Raw genomic sequence first — 20305 nt, forward strand, 5'->3', positions numbered from 1 at the left:
CCGCGGGCAGAATTTTATCGCCGTATGTCCGCTAAACGGTGCCACAGCATCTTGGCGCGACCTGAAACCCTGCCGCGAAGCGCTAGCCTCTGAGTGAATGTCGAGGCTTCGTTATCGCACCCGATGCATCAGCTTTGCGGGATATGTCAGGCGGCGATGGCGATCTGGTTGCGTCCTGCCGCCTTCGCCCGATAAAGCGCTGCGTCGGCAGCGCGCATCAGAGCTGCGACATCGCGGCCGCTCTCTGGAAAGACCGCCAGCCCCACGCTGACCGTGACTGCCAGCTCTCGTGACTCCGAGATGACGAACGGTGTCGCGTCGATCGATGCTCGCAGGCGCTCGGCGGTGATTGTGGCGGTGCGCTCGTCGGCATTCGGCAAGAGAACGGCAAATTCCTCTCCGCCGACCCGGCACGGCAGATCGCTGGCCCGGACGCTGGCCTCGAGACGGCGGGCGAACTCCTGCAGCACTATGTCTCCATCCTCGTGCCCATAGGTATCGTTGATCCGCTTGAAGTGGTCGAGATCGGCCATGATCAGAGAGAACGTGCCCTGCCGCGCTTCCGCCGCCGCGACGGCGCGCGCCATATGGGCATTCAGGAACCGGCGATTGTGGAGCCCTGTCAGGCCATCGATTACCGCCAGTTCCAAGGTGCGCTCAAGCGTCATCCGCAGGGTCTCGCCATAGCGATAACGCGCAAGCTGGGTGCGCGCGCGCGCGATCAGTTCATTGCCATCGATTGGCCGCTGGACGTAGTCATAGGCTCCGATTTCGAGTGCTTTGGCGGCTGTCCGATCATCCTCCGACGCCGTTACCGCGATAATCGGCAGACCGCGCGTTTTTTCGCTGGCGCGACACCGGGCGAGAAAGCGCATCGGATCGGTTCCGTTTCCGCCAACGAGATCCACGACGGACAGCATCACCCTGTCCTCCTGGATCGCCTTATAGGCCTCGTTGGATTCGGCAAATTCGCGAACGGTACCGATCGTCCGCAAACTGCGGGCAATCCGCGCGGACTGGCGCGGGTCTTCACCGACGACCACGATTTCCGGCAAATCCGCCACCGCCTGTGAAGCGAATTCGTTGTCCGTCAGGATGTCGCTCGCCGTCTCGGCGCGCCTGCGAAGCTCGTCGGTCATCTGCTTCAGGCGTGTCAGGCTGCGAACGCGCGAGAAAAGCGGCAGGTCGCGCACCGGCTTGGTCAGGAAATCGTCCGCGCCGGCTTCAAGCCCTCGAACCCGGTCCGAAGGTTGATCGAGTGCCGTGATCAGCACCAGCGGTAGATGGGTGGTGCGCGGATCGGCCTTCAGAATTCGGCAAAGCTCGAAGCCGTCCATCTCCGGCATCATGACGTCGCTGAGCACGAGATCGAGCGATTCCGAGCGGCAGATGGCCAGCGCCTCCTCGCCGCTCGTCGCTTGGACAACGTCGAAATACTCTGCTGCAAGGCGCGCTTCGAGCAGCTTGAGATTGATCTCGTTGTCGTCGACGATCAGGATGCGTCCGCTCATCGTGGTGCTTTCTATCCCTCGCCAAGAAAGGAGCGTATCGTCTCGATGAATTTGGGCACGGAGATCGGCTTGGAAATATAGGCCTCGCAACCGCCCTCGCGAATACGCTCTTCGTCGCCCTTCATGGCGAAGGCCGTGACAGCAATGACCGGGATTCGCTGTAGTTCCGGATCGGCCTTCAGCTGTTGAGTGACGTCGAGGCCAGAAATTTCGGGCAGTTGGATATCCATCAGGATCAGATCCGGTCGGTGCTCACGAGCGAGATCGACCGCATTCAGACCGCTCCTGGTCTGGATCGTCTCATATCCATAAGCTTCGATGAGATCGCGAAAAAGCTTCATGTTGAGCTCGTTGTCTTCAACGATCATCACGGTTTTCGCCATCGGGGTATCTCCTGCCTCGACCTTTGGCCGAATGTTCGCTATCGCGTTAAACCATTACGCGCATTTCGTTGAAGAATTGGGAATCTAAACCTCTCCTTCCATTAACGATAACAGGAGGTTAATATTGGCAGGCCTCGATCCGACCGATATCGCCACGCCCGAGACGATCGCCATCGACGGCCTGTCCTTTATCGCCTCCGACGACAAGCTGTTCACGCGGTTTTGCGGGATAACCGGTCTTTCCGCAGGCGAGATGCGCGCGGCCGCATCTGAGCCGGGCTTTCTGGCCGGCGTTCTCGATTTTATCCTCGCGCACGAGCCAACCCTGATGGCGTTTTCAGATCATAGCGGACATGCGCCGCAAACGATCGACGCGGCAGCCCGAAAGCTGCCTGGCGCAACGCCGCATGGTTGGGATCACCCATGAAACCGCAGACGCGCGGCATTCCGATATCCGACATTCCGCAGACGAGTGATGCTTTGCTCGTGCTCGATATCGACGAGGTGGTCCTCGAATTCATCGGCCCCTTTGAAACTCTCCTCGCAGAGCACGGCGCCCGCCTGCACTTCGACAGCTACAAACTCACAGGCAATGCCCGCTCTCTCTCGACCGGAGCGGCCTTGAGTGGGGGTGATCTCGATGGGATCATGCAAATTCTCTATGCCGAGCAGGAGACCAGGCAGGCGCCGGTCGCCGGAAGCCGCGAAGCGTTGGCCCGCCTCGATCCCCATGCCGACGTGGTTTTTCTGACGGCCATGGAACCGCGCTTCTACGACGAGAGACGGCGCACGCTCGACGAAGCAGGGCTTGTTCATCCGATGATCGCGACGGAGCGCTCCAAGGGAGGTGTCGTAACAGAACTCGCCGAGCGCTGGGCGGGCCCGATCGTCTTTGTCGATGATCTCGCGCCCAATCTCCAGGCGGTCCAGCGCAGCGTTCCGCGCGCCCACCTCGTGCAGATCATGGCGCATCATGGTTTTCGCCCCCATCTACCGCCGCTTCCGAAAGGGGTCTATTCCGCATCCGACTGGTTCGATGCCGCCGATCACATCGAGACCATCCTCCAAACCGCGAACGGGCTCCGGTCAGACGACCTGAATTCGATGGATAGCCGGGGATGACGTCTGAGGCCGCCGAGTTCAGTATCTGCCGCGATTGCCATGCGATCAGCGATGGCGGACGGAAACGGTGTGCGACGTGTGGCAGTCCCCGCGTCGTCGCCCATTCGGAACTTGGCCAGCTGAGCCTCGCCCATCTCGATTGCGACGCGTTTTACGCAAGCATCGAAAAACGGGACGATCCAAGCTTGGCAAGCAAGCCGGTCATCGTCGGCGGAGGCACGCGGGGCGTCGTGACCACCGCCTGCTATATTGCACGCATTCGCGGCGTACGTTCGGCGATGCCGATGTTCAAGGCTCTGAAACTCTGTCCAGAAGCGGTGGTCATCCGGCCAAACATGGAGAAATATGCCGGTGTCGGCCGCGAGGTTCGGCAGATGATGCGTGATCTGACACCGCTTGTGCAGCCGGTCTCGATCGACGAAGCCTTCATGGACCTTTCCGGAACCGAGCGGCTGCATGGCGAGCCATCGGCAGTCACGTTGGCGCGGCTAGCGAGCCGGATCGAAACCGAGATTGGCGTCAGCGTCTCGATCGGCTTGTCGCACAACAAGTTTCTGGCGAAGATGGCGTCCGATCTTGAAAAGCCGCGTGGGTTTTCCGTGATCGGACGGGCGGAGACCCGCGATTTTCTGCGCGCACGGCCTATCAGCGCAATCTGGGGCGTTGGCGATGCCATGGCCGCCAAGCTGAAGGCTGACGGCCTGACGATGATTTCGCAGCTGCAGGACATGGACGACACCGACTTCATCAGGCGCTACGGCGCAATGGGCCTGCGGCTGTCCAAGCTCGCCCGTGGCATCGACGACCGCCCGGTGGAGCCGGATGGTGAAGCGAAAAGCATCTCCGCCGAAACGACATTCAACACCGATCTCCATCGCGCCGACGAACTGGTTCCTGTGCTGCGACGGCTAAGCGAGAAGGTATCAACCCGGCTGAAAGCGACTGAGCTTGCGGCGACTGGCGTAACCCTCAAACTCAAGACGAGTGATTTCAAGCTGCGCACGCGGCAACGGAAGCTGCAGGACCCCACCCGGCTTGCCGATCGCATCTTCGCGGCGGGTCGATCGCTTCTCGAACATGAGCTCGACGGCACCCGGTTCCGACTGATCGGCATCGGCTGTTCCGGCTTCGCTCCAGCCGCGTCTGCCGACCCGGACGACCTCGTCGATCCGAGCTTTGCAAAACGAGCGAAGGCCGAAGCCGCTTTGGATAGTCTACGCAATCGCTTTGGCCAGAAAGCAATAGAGACCGGTTACACCTACGGAGTGGCCTCCCCGAAATCCGGCTCAAACCGCAGCTGAGACCTAAATCAGAGCTCAAACCAGTTCGACGTCGACAACGCCTTGCGCCGCCTTGATGGCGCTCGCGATCTGCGGCGAGACCCGGTACTTATCCGCCAGCATGATCTCGACCTCGCGGCCGCCGTCGTCACGCAGAAGTACGATGGAGACTTCACTATCGCCGTTCGGTTGCAAATGGCTCTGGAAGGCATCGATCGGGTTTTCGTCGCGCAGGAAGATGCGAAGCGCCTTCTGCATGCGAACCGCTTCGTCCTCCAATGACTGCACGTTGTTCGCACGGAAGGAGACACCCTCGGGCCGCTCCTCGGCCTGGGCCGTCACAATGACCGAGGCGCCCGGCTCCATAATGTCGCGGAAAGCGTAAAGCGACTCGGAAAAGAGCACCACCTCATATTGCGCGCTCGCATCCGACATCTGGATGATACCGATCTTGCCGCCCGAGCGCGTCTTGCGTTCCTGCCGGCTCGTGACGGTGCCGGCAAGCCTCACTGCACTCGCCCCTCGCTTCACTGCGGCAACCGCGTCGGCATGGGACTGGACACGAAGCCGCTTGAGCGTGGCACGGTATTCGTCGAGCGGATGGGCCGACAGGTGGAAACCAATCGCCTGAAACTCGCGAAGGAGTTTTTCCGATGCAGTCCAGAGTGGCGCCGGTCCGAGGCGCAGAGGTTCGGGTTCGGATGACAAAGCGCCGAAAATATCGGCCTGCCCCGAGGTACGGCTCTCGGCAATCCGTGCCGCATAGCCCATCATCCGCTCGACATTGCTCATGAGCACCGCGCGTTCGTGGCCGAAGCAGTCGAGGGCACCCGCGGCGATCAGGAATTCGAAGGTCCGCTTGTTGATGATCTTCGGATCGACGCGGCCGCAGAAGTCTTCCAGAGACTTGAATGGCTTGTCGCCTCGCTTCTCCACGATGTGGTCAACGGCATGCTCGCCAACGCCTTTGATCGCCGCAAGCGCATAGAAAATCTTGTTCCCAGAGACTTCGAACTTGCGGAACGACGTCTGGACCGAAGGCGACACGACCTCGATGCCGAGCCGCCGTGCGTCGAGACGGAATTCGTTCAGCTTTTCTGTGTTGCCCGCATCGAGGGTCATCGAGGCGGCCAGGAACTCGGCCGGATAGTTCGCCTTGAGATAGGCCGTTTGATAGGCAACCAGCGCATAGGCCGCCGCGTGGCTCTTGTTGAAGCCGTAATTGGCGAATTTGGCGAGCAGATCGAAGATCATATCCGCCTGCTTCTTGGTGATACCGCGCTCCACCGCACCGTCGACGAAGCGTACCCGCTGCTTGTCCATCTCCGCGCGGATCTTCTTGCCCATCGCGCGGCGGAGCATATCGGCCTCGCCAAGCGAATAGCCTGACAAAACCTGGGCGATCTGCATCACCTGTTCCTGATAGATGATGACGCCTTGGGTCTCCTTCAGGATTGGCGCGATCTTCTCGTGGATGAAGTCCGGCTCTTCCTCACCATGCTTTCTGGCGTTGTAGGTCGGAATGTTCTCCATCGGACCCGGACGATAGAGCGCGACCAGCGCGATAATATCCTCGAAGACGTCCGGCCGCATGCCGATCAGCGCCTTGCGCATGCCGACCGATTCCAGCTGGAAGACGCCGACCGTCTCACCCCGCGTCAGCATGTCGTAGGTCGGCTTGTCGTCGAGCGGGATCGCCGAAAGATCGATCACCGTCTGTTTGTTGCGCTCGACGAAGGACACGGCCGTCTGAAGCGTCGTCAGGGTTTTGAGGCCGAGAAAGTCGAATTTCACGAGCCCGGCTGGCTCGACCCATTTCATGTTGAACTGGGTCACCGGCATATCGGAGCGCGGGTCTCGATACATCGGGACCAGCTTCTGAAGCGGGCGATCGCCGATGACGATACCCGCCGCATGCGTCGAGGCGTGCCGATAGAGACCTTCGAGCTTGAGCGCGATCGAGATCAGCCGATCGACGATCTCTTCCTTCTCGCGCGCTTCCTTCAGGCGCGGTTCTTCCTCCAGCGCCTGGGCGAGCGTCACCGGGTTCGCGGGGTTGGCCGGCACAAGCTTGCAGAGCTTGTCGACGTGGCCGTAGGACATTTCCAGCACGCGGCCGACATCGCGCAGCACCGCCCTCGCCTGAAGCGTACCGAAGGTGATGATCTGTCCGACCTGCTCGCGACCGTATTTTTCCTGGACGTAGCGAATCACCTCTTCGCGCCGGTCCTGACAGAAGTCGATGTCGAAGTCCGGCATCGAGACGCGCTCGGGATTGAGGAAGCGCTCGAAGAGAAGCGAGAAACGAAGCGGATCGAGATCGGTGATCGTGAGGGCATAGGCGACCAGCGAACCGGCACCCGAGCCACGCCCCGGCCCGACCGGGATGCCCTGATCCTTGGCCCATTTGATAAAGTCGGCGACGATCAGGAAGTAGCCCGGAAACTGCATCCGCTCGATGATCGTCAGCTCGAAATCGAGGCGCTCCTTATATTCCTCAACTGTATGACCGTCGGCGATGCCAAGCTTTTCGATCCGCCGGTCGAGGCCTTCAAATGCCTGACGGCGCAGCTCGGCGGCCTCCGCTTTCTCCGCCTCGGCCGGATCGGCATCGGCGCCTGCAAAGCGCGGCAGGATGGGTCCCCTCACCTTCGGGCGGAAGCTGCAGCGCTTCGCAATCTCGATCGTATTTTCGAGAGCTTCAGGCAGATCGGCGAACAGCTCCGCCATCTCGTTCTGGTTCTTCAGGCAGTGATCGCGCGACAGGCGGCGGCGATCCTCGTGGCTAACCAGTCGGTTCGACGCGACGGCGAGTAGTGCGTCGTGGGCGTCATAATCCTCGGCGCAATAAAAGTAAGGCTCGTTTGTCGCGACAATCGGCACGTCGTGCGCATAGGCCAGCTCGAGCGTGCCCGCCTCAACGCGTCGGCTGTACCCAACCTGGCGCTGAAGCTCGACATAGAGCCGATCGCAATAGACCTGTTTGAGTTTTTGAAGTCGTGCCTCTGCGATCTGTTGGCGCTCGGCACCGATCGCGAGGCCGATAGGCCCTGACGGGCCGCCGGTCAAAGCAATCACGCCTTCGGCGAGGTCGTCCAGCCAGGATGATTTCACATGCGGGCGAGCGTTTGTCTCGTGGCCGAGATAAGCTTTCGATACGATCTCGACGAGATTGGCGTATCCGGTGTCAGATCCGGCGATCAGAACGATCGGTGCCGGCGACAGAGCAGCCCGTTCTCGGTCGTTCTCGCCATCCTCGAAATCGACATCGAGCTGACAGCCAATAATCGGCTGCAATCCGCTCTTGGCCGCCTTCTCGGAAAATTCGAGCGCTCCGAAGAGATTGTTGGTGTCGGCAATCCCAACGGCAGGGGCCCCGTCCGCAACCGCGAACTTGATGATCTGATCGAGTTTGAGAGCGCCTTCGAGCAGCGAAAACGCACTGTGGCTGCGAAGATGGATGAATTTCAGGCGATCCAAAGTCTCGGTCATCACTCACCTTCGGTTCTTCATCGCATCAAGGCAACCGGCATCTCCAAGAGATGCATCGCCTCTCTTCAGATACGTGCGACGGGCGACTGGATAAACCGCCAATACCTGCCGCTTCCACAGATTTCCGGATTTCCGGTGTATCGTCTCGAGAAGGCTGAACAGAACAAAGACCGGTTAATCCCTCGAACGGCTCAAACGCCGGAGGCGATCATCATCAGGGAAAGGACGAACCCAGCGACGGCCACCAACGAAGCCAGATCTTTCGTCAATCCGATCATGTCTGTTCTCCTGATTTTCCAAATGACACAGCCAAAATGTTCTTGTTTTGTTCCTTTTGTCAAGTGCGTTGGGCGAGTGCGGACTACGGCACAAGAAGCACCGCGCCAACTGTTTGAAAATAAAAGGAGAGATCGATCTACGCAGCAGCAGGCGAGAGTTTTCTCAATCGGTCTTTGCGACGACCTTCCCGCTGTCGAGTGTCACGATGCGGTCCATTCGCGACGCCAGTTCGTGGTTATGAGTGGCAATCAATGCCGCCAAACCCGACTCGCGAACGATCTCCGTCAGAGACTGGAACACGTGATCCGACGTTGACGGATCAAGATTGCCCGTGGGTTCGTCGGCGAGCAGAACCTGCGGTTCGTTCGCGACGGCCCTTGCAATGGCGACACGCTGCTGCTCGCCGCCGGAAAGCTCCGCTGGGCGATGATCGGCCCGCGCCGAAATCCTCATATGGTCGAGCAGCGTTGCCGCCCTTGCTGAAGCATCGCCGCGAGAGCGCCCGAGGATGAGCTGCGGAATCATCACGTTCTCAAGCGCCGAGAGTTCGGGCAGAAGATGGTGGAACTGGTAGACGAAGCCGATCGAACGTCGGCGCATCGCCGTGCGCGCCTTGTCGTCCAGTTTCGAGCATTCACGCGAATTGACGATCACCTCGCCGTCGTTCGGCTTTTCCAGAAGGCCGGCGATCTGGAGAAGAGTCGATTTGCCGGAGCCAGACGGAGCGACCAGCGCCACCATCTCGCCGGACGAAATCTTCAGATCGGCGTCCTTGAGGACAACGAGTTCGTTCTCGCCCTGGACGAAGCTTCGCCCGACAGTCTTCAGTTCGAGAGCAGAGGTCATTCGTATCTCAGTGCCTCGACCGGATCGAGCCGCGAGGCCTGCCAGGAGGGCAGGATCGTCGCGAGGAGAGAGAGCCCGATTGCCATCAGAACGACGAGGGTGACTTCGGACGCCTGCACCTCGGCGGGCAGTTCGCTCAGGAAGTAGATTTCCGAATTGAAGAGGTCGACGCCGGAAAGCCACGAGAAGAACGCGCGGATGCTTTCGATATTGAGGCAGAACAGCAGGCCGAGAACGAAGCCGGCGATGGTGCCCGAAACACCGATCGAGGCGCCGGTAATGAAGAAGATACGCATGATCGAGCCGCGCGTCGCCCCCATGGTGCGCAGGATCGCGATATCGCGCCCCTTGCCCTTCACCAGCATGAAGAGACCCGAAATGATGTTGAGCGCCGCGACCAGTACGATGAGCGTGAGGATGATGAACATCACGTTTCGCTCGACCTGGAGCGCGGAAAAGAATGACTGGTTCTGGCTCTGCCAGGTCACCGAGTAGACTGGCCTCTGGGCTGCCGCCTCGATGGCAGGCTGAAGATCGGCGACATTGTCGGGATCATCGACAAAGACTTCGACGGACTGGGTCTCGCCTTCAGAATTGAAGAAAAGCTGGGCCTCGGACAGTGGCATATAGACGTAGGCCGCGTCATATTCCGAAAGGCCGATCTCGAAGATCGCATCCACCGGGTAGGATTTGACGCGGGGGGTCGTGCCGAGCGGCGTCACGTCGCCTTCGGGCGAAATCAGCGTGATCCGATCTTCAATGCGCAGGCCTAAACGCTCGGCGAGACGGGCGCCGATCGCGACGCTGTCACCCTCGTCGAAATTCTCGATAGAACCTTGCGAGATGTTGTCGGAGACCGGTGTCAGGTTCTTTAGCGAAGCACCTGAAACGCCCTTCACGAGCGCGCCGGAGGATGACGTGCCCATCCCCTGGGAGAGAATCTGCCCCTGAACCAGCGGCATCGAATAGGCGACGCCCGGCACCTGATCGATGCGCTGGGCAACCTCGTCGTAATCGCTCAGTGGCTGATCGATCGGCATGACGATGACATGGCCGTTGACACCGAGGATACGGCTCAGAAGTTCGGTGCGAAAGCCGTTCATCACCGACATGACGATGATGAGTGCCGCAACGCCCAGCATGATGCCGACGAAGGAAAACCCGGCGATCACCGAAACGCCGGCCTCGCGCTTGCGCGAACGCAGATAGCGGCCGGCGAGCAGCCACTCGAACCGCGAAAACGGCGAGGCGCCTTGGCGATCCTTCTTTTCTGCTCTCGGCGTATCGGCGGTCGTCGTGCTCAAGCCTTCACCCTGGCGATAACCTGTTCCATCGGAATGCTTTCGCGCGCGCCGCTTGCGCGGTCCTTGACTTCGGCTTCGCCGCTCTTGGCGCCGCGAGGGCCGATGATGACCTGAGTCGGCAGCCCGATGAGGTCCATCGTCGCGAACTTGCCGCCAGCACGGCCTTCCTGATCGTCGTAGAGTACGTCGATGCCGGCCTGTTTCATCTCCGCATAAAGCTTCTCGCAGGCCGCGTCACATTCGGCATCGCCCGGCTTCATGTTGATCAGTCCGACATCGAAGGGCGAGATTGCGCGCGGCCATATGATGCCGGCATCGTCATGAAAAGCCTCGATCGCCGCGGCGACAAGACGGCTCGGACCAATGCCGTATGAGCCCATATGGACAGGCACGTCCTTGCCATCGGGGCCGGTCACGACCGCGTTCATCGCCTCGGAATACTTCGTTCCGAAATAGAAGATGTGGCCGACCTCGATACCGCGTGCGTTGAGCTGGTTGTCAGCTGAAACAGCGTTCCATGCAGCCTCGTCGTGCATTTCGTCGGTCGCGGCATAGGGTGTGGTCCATTTCTGGACGATCGAGGCCAGCTGGCCGGCATCGTCGAAATCGATCGCCTCCGACGGGATCTCCATGTCGAGATAGTCGCGATGGCAGAACACCTCGCTCTCGCCGGTCGAGGCCAGAATGATGAATTCGTGGCTCAGATTGCCGCCGATCGGCCCGGTATCAGCGCGCATGGGAATCGCCTGGAGCCCGCAGCGGTTGAAGGTACGCAGATAGGAGACGAACATACGGTGATAAGCGGTCTGCGCACTCTCGAAGTCGAGATCGAAGGAGTAGGCGTCCTTCATCAGGAATTCGCGACCTCGCATCACGCCGAAGCGCGGGCGCACCTCATCCCGGAACTTCCACTGGATGTGGTAGAGGTTGAGCGGCAGACTCTTGTAGGATCGGACATAGGAGCGGAAGATATCCGTCACCATCTCCTCGTTGGTCGGCCCATAGAGGAGATCGCGCTTGTGCCGGTCGGTGATGCGGAGCATCTCCTCGCCATAGGCGTCGTAACGGCCCGACTCGCGCCAGAGATCGGCCGACTGGATCGTCGGCATCAGGAGCTCGTTGGCACCTGCCCGATTCTGCTCCTCACGGATGATATTGCAGACCTTGTTCAACACCTTCAGCCCGAGCGGCAGGAACGTGTAGAGACCGGCCGCCTGCTGGCGGATCATGCCGGCGCGCAGCATGAGCTGATGCGAGATGATCTCTGCCTCTCGCGGCGTTTCCTTGAGGATAGGCAGAAAATAGCGCGACAATCGCATGTGATGTTACCGTCAGTTCGGCGGGGTTAAGCCGGATCCCGTATCCAGGCAGGTCCGGCGTTTACCGGTTCGCAACCCATATGGGAAGCGGCATTTCCAAGGCAGATGTCGTGGATGCACAAGCCGAGCAATAACGAAATATCTGTGATTTAAACACTTTCGCCCGCGAATCTTTTGCCTCTCAGATGTAGTGCAAAACAGCACTTTGTTTGAAAGACCGATCCCGTTGAAATTTTACGTGACAAGCCGTGAGGAGTTGCCTATCGTCACCCTCGTTGTCACGGTTTCGCCAGAAAACCGGACTGAGCGGTCTAGTCTTGGGAGGACGAGATCTCCGGCGCGGGTCAGCCGCAGCCCCGATCCTTAGGGATCGGAGTGAGATCCAGACACGCAATTCTTCGAGTGCAGGGCTTCGGCCCTGCATTTTTTTTGGCCTGCAAAAGCTACCGAAACAGTTCTGCTTTCCGGCGAGCGAAACGTCTCGCTCAGCTGGACGGATCGGGAATGATCTGCGGGAAGTCGGCGAAGCTGAAGCCGATGATTTCCGTTACAAGGTAGAACAGCGCGAAAACAATCACGGCGACGACCGTGGTGATTCCCGCCTTCTTCAGCATGTGCGGATTTGAGGGTGTCTCTTCCTGCGTTCCGAGGAGCTGGTCCTCTCCGTCGGGGATCCGATTTCCGAAGGGGAGGACGGCGAACAGGGCCGTCCACCAGATGATGAAGAATATTGCAAGTCCCGAGACCCAGCCCATAGTCATCGTCCCGTTTTAGAGTTTTCAGACTTCTTCCAGTTCGGTCAGCGTGCCGAACAGATCGGAGGGGTGGAGAAAGATCACCGGCTTACCGTGCGCCCCGATCTTAGGCTCGCCGTCGCCAAGCACACGGGCTCCGGCTGCGACCAGCCGGTCCCGCGCCGCACGCACATCTTTCGTTTCGTAGCAGACATGGTGCATGCCGCCTTTCGGGTTCTTGGCGAGAAAGGCGGCAATGGGCGAGTCCTCGCCCAGAGGCTCGAGAAGCTCGATCTTGGCGTTGTCCAGTTCGACGAAGACGACCGTCACGCCGTGTTCCGGCAGGCCCTGCGGCTGCGAGACCTTGGCCCCCAGAGCGTCGCGGTAGAGCGCGCTTGCGGCGGCGAGATCTGGCACCGCAAGAGCGACATGGTTGAGACGTCCGAGCATCGGCTTTTCTTCACTCCATCGAAATGAAGACGGTGGTCAGCGGCTTCTTGCCCCAGATTTCCTGCGCCGCATTTCTCACGGCACGCCGGACCGCTTCGCGCACTGTGTTGGGGTCCTTGCGGCGTGCATTCGGAATGCTCTCAACGGCCCCGGCCGCGGCATCGACCAGCAGGTCTTCCAAATCCTCGCCCTCTTCGTCCTCGATCGGCAGGCCGATGGAGACGAGATCAGGATCATCCTTGAGATTGCGCTTGCCGTCGAGCTCGATCAGTACGGAGACCTGCCCGACGAAGGAAAGCCGCCGCCGCTCGATGATGCCCATATCGTCCGCGGTACCAAGCAGATGCCCGTCCTTGTAGAGGCGGCCGAAGGGGACCTCGTCTATGACCGCGCCCTTGCCCGGCGAAAGCTGCACGAGATGGCCGTTACGCGCTTCGACGACATGCTCAACCCCCATCTCCCGCGCGAGCTCTGCATGAGCCGCAAGATGGGCCGGCTCGCCATGGGCGGGGATCGCCGTCTGCGGGCGAACCCATTCGTACATCTTCTTCAGTTCATTCCGCCGCGGATGGCCGGAGACGTGGACCAGACCGTCACCGTCCTCCATGATCTTCACGCCGCGCTCGAGAAACGCATTCTTGATCTCGATGATCGGCTTCTCGTTGCCCGGAATCGCACGGGACGAGAAGATGACCAGGTCGTCCTTCGAGAGTGCGACGCTCGGATGTTCGTCGCGGGAAAGCCGCGCCAGCGCCGCGCGCGCCTCGCCCTGACTGCCGGTGAGGATGATCACGACCTTGTCGCGCGGGATATGGCCGAAGTCCTGTTCCGACAGGAATTCGGGCACATCGTCCATGTAGCCCGCCTCACGGGCGACATCGATCGTACGCCGCATGGACCGGCCCATGAGCAGAACCTGACGGCCGGCATCGGTTGCAGCCCGCGCGACCGAGCGGATGCGCCCGACATTCGACGAGAAGGTGGTCACGGCCACCCGCGCCTTCGCGCTCATGATGATCTTCGTCAGCGAAGCCGCGACTTCCGATTCGCTGGGACTCTCACCCTCGCGCATGGCATTGGTTGAATCGCAGACGAGGGTCATCACGCCCTCGTCGCCGATCTCACGCAGACGCTTCTCGTCCGTCGGCTCGCCGAGCACAGGCGTCGCGTCGATCTTCCAGTCACCGGTGTGAATGACCGTTCCCGCCCCGGTGCGAATGGCGAGCGCAACCGGATCGGGAATCGAGTGCGTCACATTGATCGCCTCGATCTCGAACGGACCGATCTTGAAACGATCTCCCGCCTTGAAGACGTCGACGGGAATCTTCGGCGCACCTGGTTCGCCCTCCCGCTTTGCGGCGAGCAATCCAGCGGTGAATTCCGTGGCATAGACCGGAGCCTTCAAGCGAGGCCACAGGTCGAGAAGCGCACCGTAGTGATCCTCATGAGCATGGGTGATGACGATGCCCTTCAGAGACTTCACATGTTCTTCGATGAAACGGATGTCCGGAAAGACAAGGTCGACGCCGGGCATATCCGGGCCAGCAAAGGAAATTCCGCAGTCCACCATGATCCATTCGCGATCATGCTCCGGCCCATAGCCATAAAGGGCGAGGTTCATTCCGATCTCGCCGATGCCGCCGAGCGGCACGAATACCAATTGTGTCAAGCTTTCATACTTTCATGCGTTCGGCACGGCGCCGTATGGGCGCCGGTCTCGTTTCTCTCTTCATTTTCGTTCGTTCGCCGCGCCACGTTGATTCCGCGTCGCGAAAGTGTTCGTCGAGAACGGGCGCCATCCTGTATCGCGCCGCTACTCGTCTGTTCGTCATGTGAGCGCTTCAATCCGAAAAGAGCGCTCAGGCAAAGAAAACGTCTCCCGCCGATATAGACTGTTTCGTGCCATCCGCGAGACCCAGTATCAACCGCCCGTCTGCGTCGAGGGTCTCGAAGGTACCAGTCAACGTTCTGTCGTGAAGCCGCACCGTGCAGGGCTTGCCGAGGCCAACTGCATGATCCAGCCATTCGTTGCGAATTTGGGGAAAGTTCACGCCTGCGTCAAATCGCGTAACCTGGCGATGCCACTCATCCGCCAGCGCTTCGAAGACTGGCTCCGTGCCGGATCTATAACCTTCGTCCCGCAGCGACGTAACTCCATAGGGCGCGTCGCTCGGCTTATGCTCGATATTGATGCCGCAGCCGAGAATAATAATCTGCCGACCGTCCGGTAACCGGCAGGACTCCAGCAAAATGCCCACGAGCTTCTTGCCGTCGATCAGAATATCGTTCGGCCACTTCGTCTGAGCGTGCGCCGACGGTTCGATGAAGCGCTCGACGGCATTACGGACCGCGAGCGATGCGACGAAAGGCAGCTTGGCGAGTTCGGCAGGCGGCGCAATATCGATTCCGAGCCAGCTCGCATAGAGATTGCCGGACTCCGACACCCACTTCCGGCCCATGCGGCCGCGACCCTCAAGCTGACGCTCGCCGGTAATCCAAAGATCGCCGGGATCACCAGACCGCGCGGCCTCAAGCGCTAGAGTGTTCGTCGAGGAAACGTCCGCGAACGAAAGCCGGCGGTATCGCGTGGAGCCCGCCTGCATCGCAGATCAGAAGAAGGACTGCGCGGCTTCTCCGGCCGCCGCGAAGACGGGGCCGCCGACGAAGAGATAGATCGGGAAGACGAACAGCCCCGCCACCCAGAGGACGAGCTTGAGCTCGATCGGGGCCGGCAGGAAGGGCTTGGCTTCGTCGTCGAACCACATCAGCTTCACGATGCGCAGATAGTAATAGAGCCCGACGACACTCGCCAGAACACCGATTACCGCTAGCGCATAGAGCCCCGCCTCGACCGCCGCCATGAAGACGAAGTATTTGGCGAAAAAGCCCGCGAGCGGCGGCAACCCGGCCAGCGACAGCATCATGATCGTCAGGAAGGTTGCCATGACGGGGTTCGTCTTGGAGAGGCCGGAGAGGTCTTCGATCTGATCGGCCGGTCCATCGTCGCGGCGCATGGAGAGAATCACGGCGAAGGTCCCGAGGGTTGTCGCCAGATAGATCGCCATGTAAAGGGCAACGCCGCGGACGCCTTCCATGTTGGCGGCCGCCAAGCCGACGAGCGCGTAACCCATATGGCCGATCGAGGAATAGGCCATCAGCCGCTTGATGTTCTTCTGGCCGATCGCTGCGAAGGCGCCGAAGCCCATAGAGGCGATCGAGATGAAGATGATGACCTGCTGCCAGTCGACAGCGACGGGGAGAAACCCTTCCATCGCAAAACGCACGAGCAGCGCCATGGCGGCAATCTTCGGGGCGCCGGCCAAAAGCGCTGTAATCGGCGTCGGCGCACCCTCGTAGACGTCCGGCGTCCACATATGGAACGGCACCGCGGAAATCTTGAAGGCGAGACCGGCAAGCAGGAAGACGAGGCCGACCAGAAGACCGAGCGAGCGCTCGCCGCCGGTCAGCGTCTCGGCGATCGCCGTCAGTTCGATCTGTCCCGTGAAGCCGTAAATCATCGATGCGCCGTAGAGCAGCATGCCGGAGGACAGAGCGCCTAGGACGAAATATTTGAGGCCGGCCTCGGTCGAACGCACGCTATCGCGATTGATCGCGGCGAGCACGTAGATTGCCAGCGATTGCAGTTCTAGGCCCATATAAAGCGAGATCAGATCACCCGCCGAAACCATGACCAGCATGCCGAGAGTCGACAGCACGATCAGCACCGGGAATTCGAAACGGTTGAAGCGCTCGCTCTCGGCGTAGCCCGCGGACATGACAATCGCCGCCGCCGAGCCGATGAGAACGAGTATCTTCATGAACGACGCGAAACTGTCGGCGACGATCGAACCGCCAAAGGCGACGCCTTCCGGGGCCACGAAAACCAACCAAAGCGCAGCGATGATCAGCAGTGCCACGGAGAGAGCCGTGACGAGCTGCACGCTCTTGCCGCCCATAAAGACGCCGACCATCAGGAGTATCATCGCCCCGATGGTCAGGATGAATTCGGGCCCGACGATCGACAGGCTGCTCGTGAGCATGTCCGAAACCATGTTCTAGCGGTCCCCGCTTCAGTTGGCCTGTGCGACGGACTGGGCAGCTTCCAGTCCGGCACTGTAGGTATTGATAAGTTGCTCGACCGATGCCGCGGTCACATCGAAGACCGGCATCGGATAGACGCCGAAGAAGATGACGAGAACGATCAGCGGATAGAGCAGCGCCTTTTCGCGCCGCGAGAGATCGAGGATCTGCCTGAGGCTTTCCTTCTCAAGCGCACCGAAGACGACCCGGCGATAAAGCCACAGCGCGTAGGCCGCAGACAAGATCACACCGGTTGCCGCGAAGATCGCCACCCAGCTGTTCACCTGGAAGACACCCATCAGCGTCAGGAACTCGCCGACGAAACCGCTCGTGCCGGGCAGGCCGACATTCGCCATGGTGAAGATCAGCATGGCGACGGCATATTTCGGCATGCGGTTCACAAGACCGCCATAGGCCGTGATCTCGCGAGTGTGCATCCGGTCGTAGACGACACCGACGCACAGGAAGAGCGCGCCGGAAATGAGGCCGTGGGAGAGCATCTGGAAGATCGCGCCCTGCACACCCTGTGCGTTCGCCGCGAAGATACCCATTGTCACGAAGCCCATATGGGCGACCGACGAATAGGCGATCAGCTTCTTGATGTCCTCCTGCATCAGCGCGACCAGGGACGTGTAGATGATCGCGATGACCGACAGCGTATAGACGAACGGCGCGAAATCGGCCGAGGCAAGCGGGAACATCGGCAACGAGAAGCGCAGGAAACCGTAGCCGCCGAGCTTCAGGAGGATGCCCGCCAGGATCACCGACCCAGCCGTCGGTGCCTCCACGTGGGCATCGGGAAGCCAGGTATGCACCGGCCACATCGGCATCTTCACTGCAAAGCTCGCGAAGAAGGCGAACCAGAGCCAGGCCTGCATCGAGGCCGGGAAGTCGTGCGCCAGAAGCTCGGGGATCGAGGTCGTACCAGCATCCCAGTACATCGCCATCATAGCGACCAGCATCAGCACGGAGCCGAGGAAGGTGTAGAGGAAGAACTTGTAGCTCGCATAGATGCGGCGTTTACCGCCCCAGACCCCGATGATCAGGAACATCGGGATGAGACCACCCTCGAAGAAGATGTAGAACAATATCAGGTCGAGCGCACAGAAGACGCCGATGACCAGCGTTTCCAAGACGAGAAACGCGATCATGTACTCCTTCACCCGCGACTGAACACTCTCGTAACTCGCGAGGATGCAGAGTGGCATCAGGAAGGTCGTCAAGATGACGAACAGCATCGAGATGCCGTCGACCCCCATGTGGTAGGTGATGCCCGTCCCGAGCCACTCGGCCTGCTCGACGAACTGGAAGCCTGTCGTCTGGTAGTCGAACTCGCCCCAGATCCAGAGAGAGACGATGAAGGTAAACACCGTCGTCAGCAGCGCGACATTGCGGATGTTCCGACGCGCGAGTTCGTTGTCGTCCTGAATAAGCAGGATCAGGAACGCACCGACGAGCGGCAGGAAGGTGACGGTCGAAAGAATCGGCCACTCGGTCATCAGGAGATACCCCCGATCATCATCCAGGTGACGAGCGCCGCGACGCCGATGAGCATCGCGAAGGCGTAGTGGTAGAGATAACCGGTCTGAAGCTTCACGACGCGGTTGGTGACATCGAGAACACGCGCCGAAACGCCGTCAGGACCCAACCCGTCGATGATGCGTCCGTCCCCGGTCTTCCAGAGCGTACGGCCGACCCATTTCGCGCTACGCACGAAGAGAAAGTCGTAGAGCTCGTCGAAGTACCACTTGTTGAGGAAGAACTTGTAGAGCCCTCGATGGGTCTGGCTGAGCTGCTTCGGCATCGCCGGATTGGCGATGTAGAAGTAATAGGCCAGCCCGAAGCCGATCGCCATCATGACCGTTGGAATGATCGCCACACCGAACGCGACCTCATGAAGATCGTGCAGCACGTGGTTCTCTGCGCCCGTGAAGAGAGCCGCACCCCAGAAGTGCTCATAGGCTTCGCCGACAAATTCATGCTCGAACAGCATACCGGCGAAGATCGCCCCGGCCGCGAGAATGAAGAGAGGAATCGTCATGACCGACGGCGACTCGTGGACGTGATGCATCACGTCCGCGGAAGCACGGGGCTTGCCGTGAAAGGTGAGGAAGATCAGGCGCCACGAATAGAAGCTCGTGAGCAGCGCCGCGATTACCGTCAGACCCCAGCCGTAGAGCGCAAAAGCGTTGTGGCCGACGAAGGCCGCCTCGATCACGGCGTCCTTTGAGAAGTAGCCGGCGGTCAGCGGAAAGCCCGTCAGCGCAAGCGTACCGATGATCATCGTCCAGTAGGTGATCGGGATGTGCTTCCGCAGCCCACCCATGCGGCGCATGTCCTGCTCGTCGGAAACGGCGTGAATGACCGAACCCGCCCCAAGGAAAAGAAGCGCCTTGAAGAAGGCGTGGGTGAAGAGGTGGAAGATCGCCACCGAATACGCTCCGACGCCCAGAGCCACAAACATGTAGCCAAGCTGCGAACAGGTCGAATAGGCGATCACGCGCTTGATGTCGTTCTGAACGAGGCCGACCGTCGCGGCGAAGAACGCCGTCGTCGCGCCTACGAAGGTCACCACTGTCAAAGCGGTATGGCTGAGCTCGAAGAGCGGTGACATGCGCGCCAACATGAAGACGCCGGCGGTCACCATGGTCGCCGCGTGGATCAGCGCGGAGACCGGTGTCGGACCTTCCATCGCGTCCGGTAGCCAGGTGTGCAGCCCGAGCTGGGCCGATTTGCCCATGGCGCCCAGGAAGAGAAGCAGGCAGACGCAGGTGATCGCGCTGCCCATGGTCAGTGAGTAACCGGCGAAGCTGAGAACGACATCACCCATATTCGCAGCGCCTTCGGCAGCTGCCTCCGCGCCCTCACCGCCCGCTTCGCCCATGCGCGAGGCGACATCGGCGGCGCCGGCGAAGATCGTGTCGAGATTGACCGACTGGAAGATCGCGAACACGCCGAAGATGCCAAGGAGAAAGCCGAAGTCGCCGACACGGTTGACGATGAAGGCCTTCATCGCGGCCGCGTTCGCGGACGGCTTCTTGTACCAGAAACCGATCAGCAGATAAGAGGCGAGACCGACACCTTCCCAGCCGAAGAACATCTGAACGAGGTTGTCGGCCGTCACCAGCATCAGCATGGCGAAGGTGAAGAGAGAGAGATAGGCGAAGAAGCGCGGCCGATGCGGATCGTGATGCATGTAGCCGATCGAATAGATGTGGACGAGCGCCGACACCGTATTCACGACCACAAGCATCACGAGCGTGAGCCGGTCGATCTTGAGAGCCCAGGAAACGTCGAGACCGCCCGACTGCATCCAGTGCAGCATGGTGATCGGAGCCATCGGCTCCTCGGCGCTGAACGTCAGGAAGCCGATCCAGGAGAGAACCGCTGCGACGATGAGGAAGCCCGACGTAATGTATTCCGACGCCTTGGCGCCAATCGTATTGCCGCCGAGGCCGGCGATAAGGAAGCCGGCGAGCGGGAGAAGGACGATGATCTGATACAC

At 60.4% G+C, this 20305-nt stretch carries 16 protein-coding genes; 3 read left to right on the forward strand and 13 right to left on the reverse strand.

Features of this window, described 5'->3' with window-relative positions; translation table 11 throughout:
- Nucleotides 1-146 precede the first annotated feature (146 nt).
- The gene (locus ABRA89_RS13695; RefSeq protein ID WP_349942059.1) at nt 147-1511 is read right to left on the reverse strand and encodes a PleD family two-component system response regulator; all 1365 of its coding nucleotides are present in this window, start codon (nt 1509-1511) and stop codon (nt 147-149) included.
- Between the two features lie 11 nt (nt 1512-1522).
- Nucleotides 1523-1894, reverse strand: coding sequence for a response regulator (locus ABRA89_RS13700; RefSeq protein WP_349942060.1), 372 nt, complete (start codon nt 1892-1894; stop codon nt 1523-1525).
- A 124-nt stretch (nt 1895-2018) separates the two neighbouring features.
- On the opposite strand from ABRA89_RS13700, the gene ABRA89_RS13705 reads away from it, so the two are divergent.
- The 3 genes from ABRA89_RS13705 to ABRA89_RS13715 are packed head-to-tail and all read left to right on the forward strand — an operon-like array spanning nt 2019 to nt 4317.
- Entirely contained in the window at nt 2019-2321 is a 303-nt protein-coding gene (locus tag ABRA89_RS13705; protein ID WP_349942061.1) for a DUF3572 domain-containing protein, read from the forward strand.
- Nucleotides 2318-3016, forward strand: coding sequence for a hypothetical protein (locus ABRA89_RS13710; protein WP_349942062.1), 699 nt, complete (start codon nt 2318-2320; stop codon nt 3014-3016). Before ABRA89_RS13705 ends, ABRA89_RS13710 begins: the two co-directional genes overlap by 4 nt.
- Nucleotides 3013-4317 carry a DNA polymerase IV gene (locus tag ABRA89_RS13715; RefSeq protein WP_349942063.1) on the forward strand — a complete coding sequence of 435 codons (1305 nt, stop codon included), beginning with the start codon at nt 3013-3015 and terminating at the stop codon, nt 4315-4317. Before ABRA89_RS13710 ends, ABRA89_RS13715 begins: the two co-directional genes overlap by 4 nt.
- Before the next feature lie 15 nt (nt 4318-4332).
- Here the strand turns inward: ABRA89_RS13715 and dnaE are convergent, their stop codons facing one another.
- The 11 genes from dnaE to nuoL all read right to left on the reverse strand — a co-directional run bounded on the left by dnaE (nt 4333) and on the right by nuoL (nt 20305).
- Nucleotides 4333-7788 carry a DNA polymerase III subunit alpha gene (gene dnaE, locus ABRA89_RS13720; protein ID WP_349942064.1) on the reverse strand — a complete coding sequence of 1152 codons (3456 nt, stop codon included), beginning with the start codon at nt 7786-7788 and terminating at the stop codon, nt 4333-4335.
- 441 nt (nt 7789-8229) lie between these two features.
- Complete coding sequence (locus ABRA89_RS13725) at nt 8230-8913, reverse strand: ABC transporter ATP-binding protein (protein ID WP_349942065.1); 684 nt, start codon at nt 8911-8913, stop codon at nt 8230-8232.
- Entirely contained in the window at nt 8910-10217 is a 1308-nt protein-coding gene (locus ABRA89_RS13730) for a lipoprotein-releasing ABC transporter permease subunit (RefSeq protein ID WP_349942066.1), read from the reverse strand. The genes ABRA89_RS13725 and ABRA89_RS13730 overlap by 4 nt, the downstream gene beginning before the upstream one ends.
- Nucleotides 10214-11536, reverse strand: a complete 1323-nt coding sequence (proS, locus tag ABRA89_RS13735) for a proline--tRNA ligase (RefSeq protein ID WP_349942067.1) — start codon at nt 11534-11536, stop codon at nt 10214-10216. The genes ABRA89_RS13730 and proS overlap by 4 nt, the downstream gene beginning before the upstream one ends.
- Before the next feature lie 485 nt (nt 11537-12021).
- On the reverse strand, nt 12022-12291 hold the full coding sequence (locus ABRA89_RS13740; RefSeq protein ID WP_349942068.1) for a DUF1467 family protein: 270 nt from the start codon (nt 12289-12291) through the stop codon (nt 12022-12024).
- Between the two features lie 24 nt (nt 12292-12315).
- Nucleotides 12316-12720: a methylmalonyl-CoA epimerase gene (gene mce, locus ABRA89_RS13745; RefSeq protein WP_349942069.1), complete on the reverse strand. Its 405-nt coding sequence runs from the start codon at nt 12718-12720 to the stop codon at nt 12316-12318.
- A gap of 10 nt (nt 12721-12730) precedes the next feature.
- Nucleotides 12731-14341: a ribonuclease J gene (locus ABRA89_RS13750; RefSeq protein WP_349942110.1), complete on the reverse strand. Its 1611-nt coding sequence runs from the start codon at nt 14339-14341 to the stop codon at nt 12731-12733.
- 238 nt (nt 14342-14579) lie between these two features.
- Nucleotides 14580-15323 carry a biotin--[acetyl-CoA-carboxylase] ligase gene (locus tag ABRA89_RS13755; protein WP_349942070.1) on the reverse strand — a complete coding sequence of 248 codons (744 nt, stop codon included), beginning with the start codon at nt 15321-15323 and terminating at the stop codon, nt 14580-14582.
- A gap of 6 nt (nt 15324-15329) precedes the next feature.
- The gene (gene nuoN, locus ABRA89_RS13760; protein ID WP_349942071.1) at nt 15330-16772 is read right to left on the reverse strand and encodes an NADH-quinone oxidoreductase subunit NuoN; all 1443 of its coding nucleotides are present in this window, start codon (nt 16770-16772) and stop codon (nt 15330-15332) included.
- Nucleotides 16773-16790: 18 nt separating this feature from the next.
- Nucleotides 16791-18299 carry an NADH-quinone oxidoreductase subunit M gene (locus tag ABRA89_RS13765; RefSeq protein WP_349942072.1) on the reverse strand — a complete coding sequence of 503 codons (1509 nt, stop codon included), beginning with the start codon at nt 18297-18299 and terminating at the stop codon, nt 16791-16793.
- Entirely contained in the window at nt 18299-20305 is a 2007-nt protein-coding gene (nuoL, locus tag ABRA89_RS13770) for an NADH-quinone oxidoreductase subunit L (protein ID WP_349942073.1), read from the reverse strand. Before nuoL ends, ABRA89_RS13765 begins: the two co-directional genes overlap by 1 nt.

The organism is Fulvimarina thalattae, from assembly GCF_040239565.1.
In the GTDB taxonomy this organism is placed as follows: domain Bacteria; phylum Pseudomonadota; class Alphaproteobacteria; order Rhizobiales; family Rhizobiaceae; genus Fulvimarina.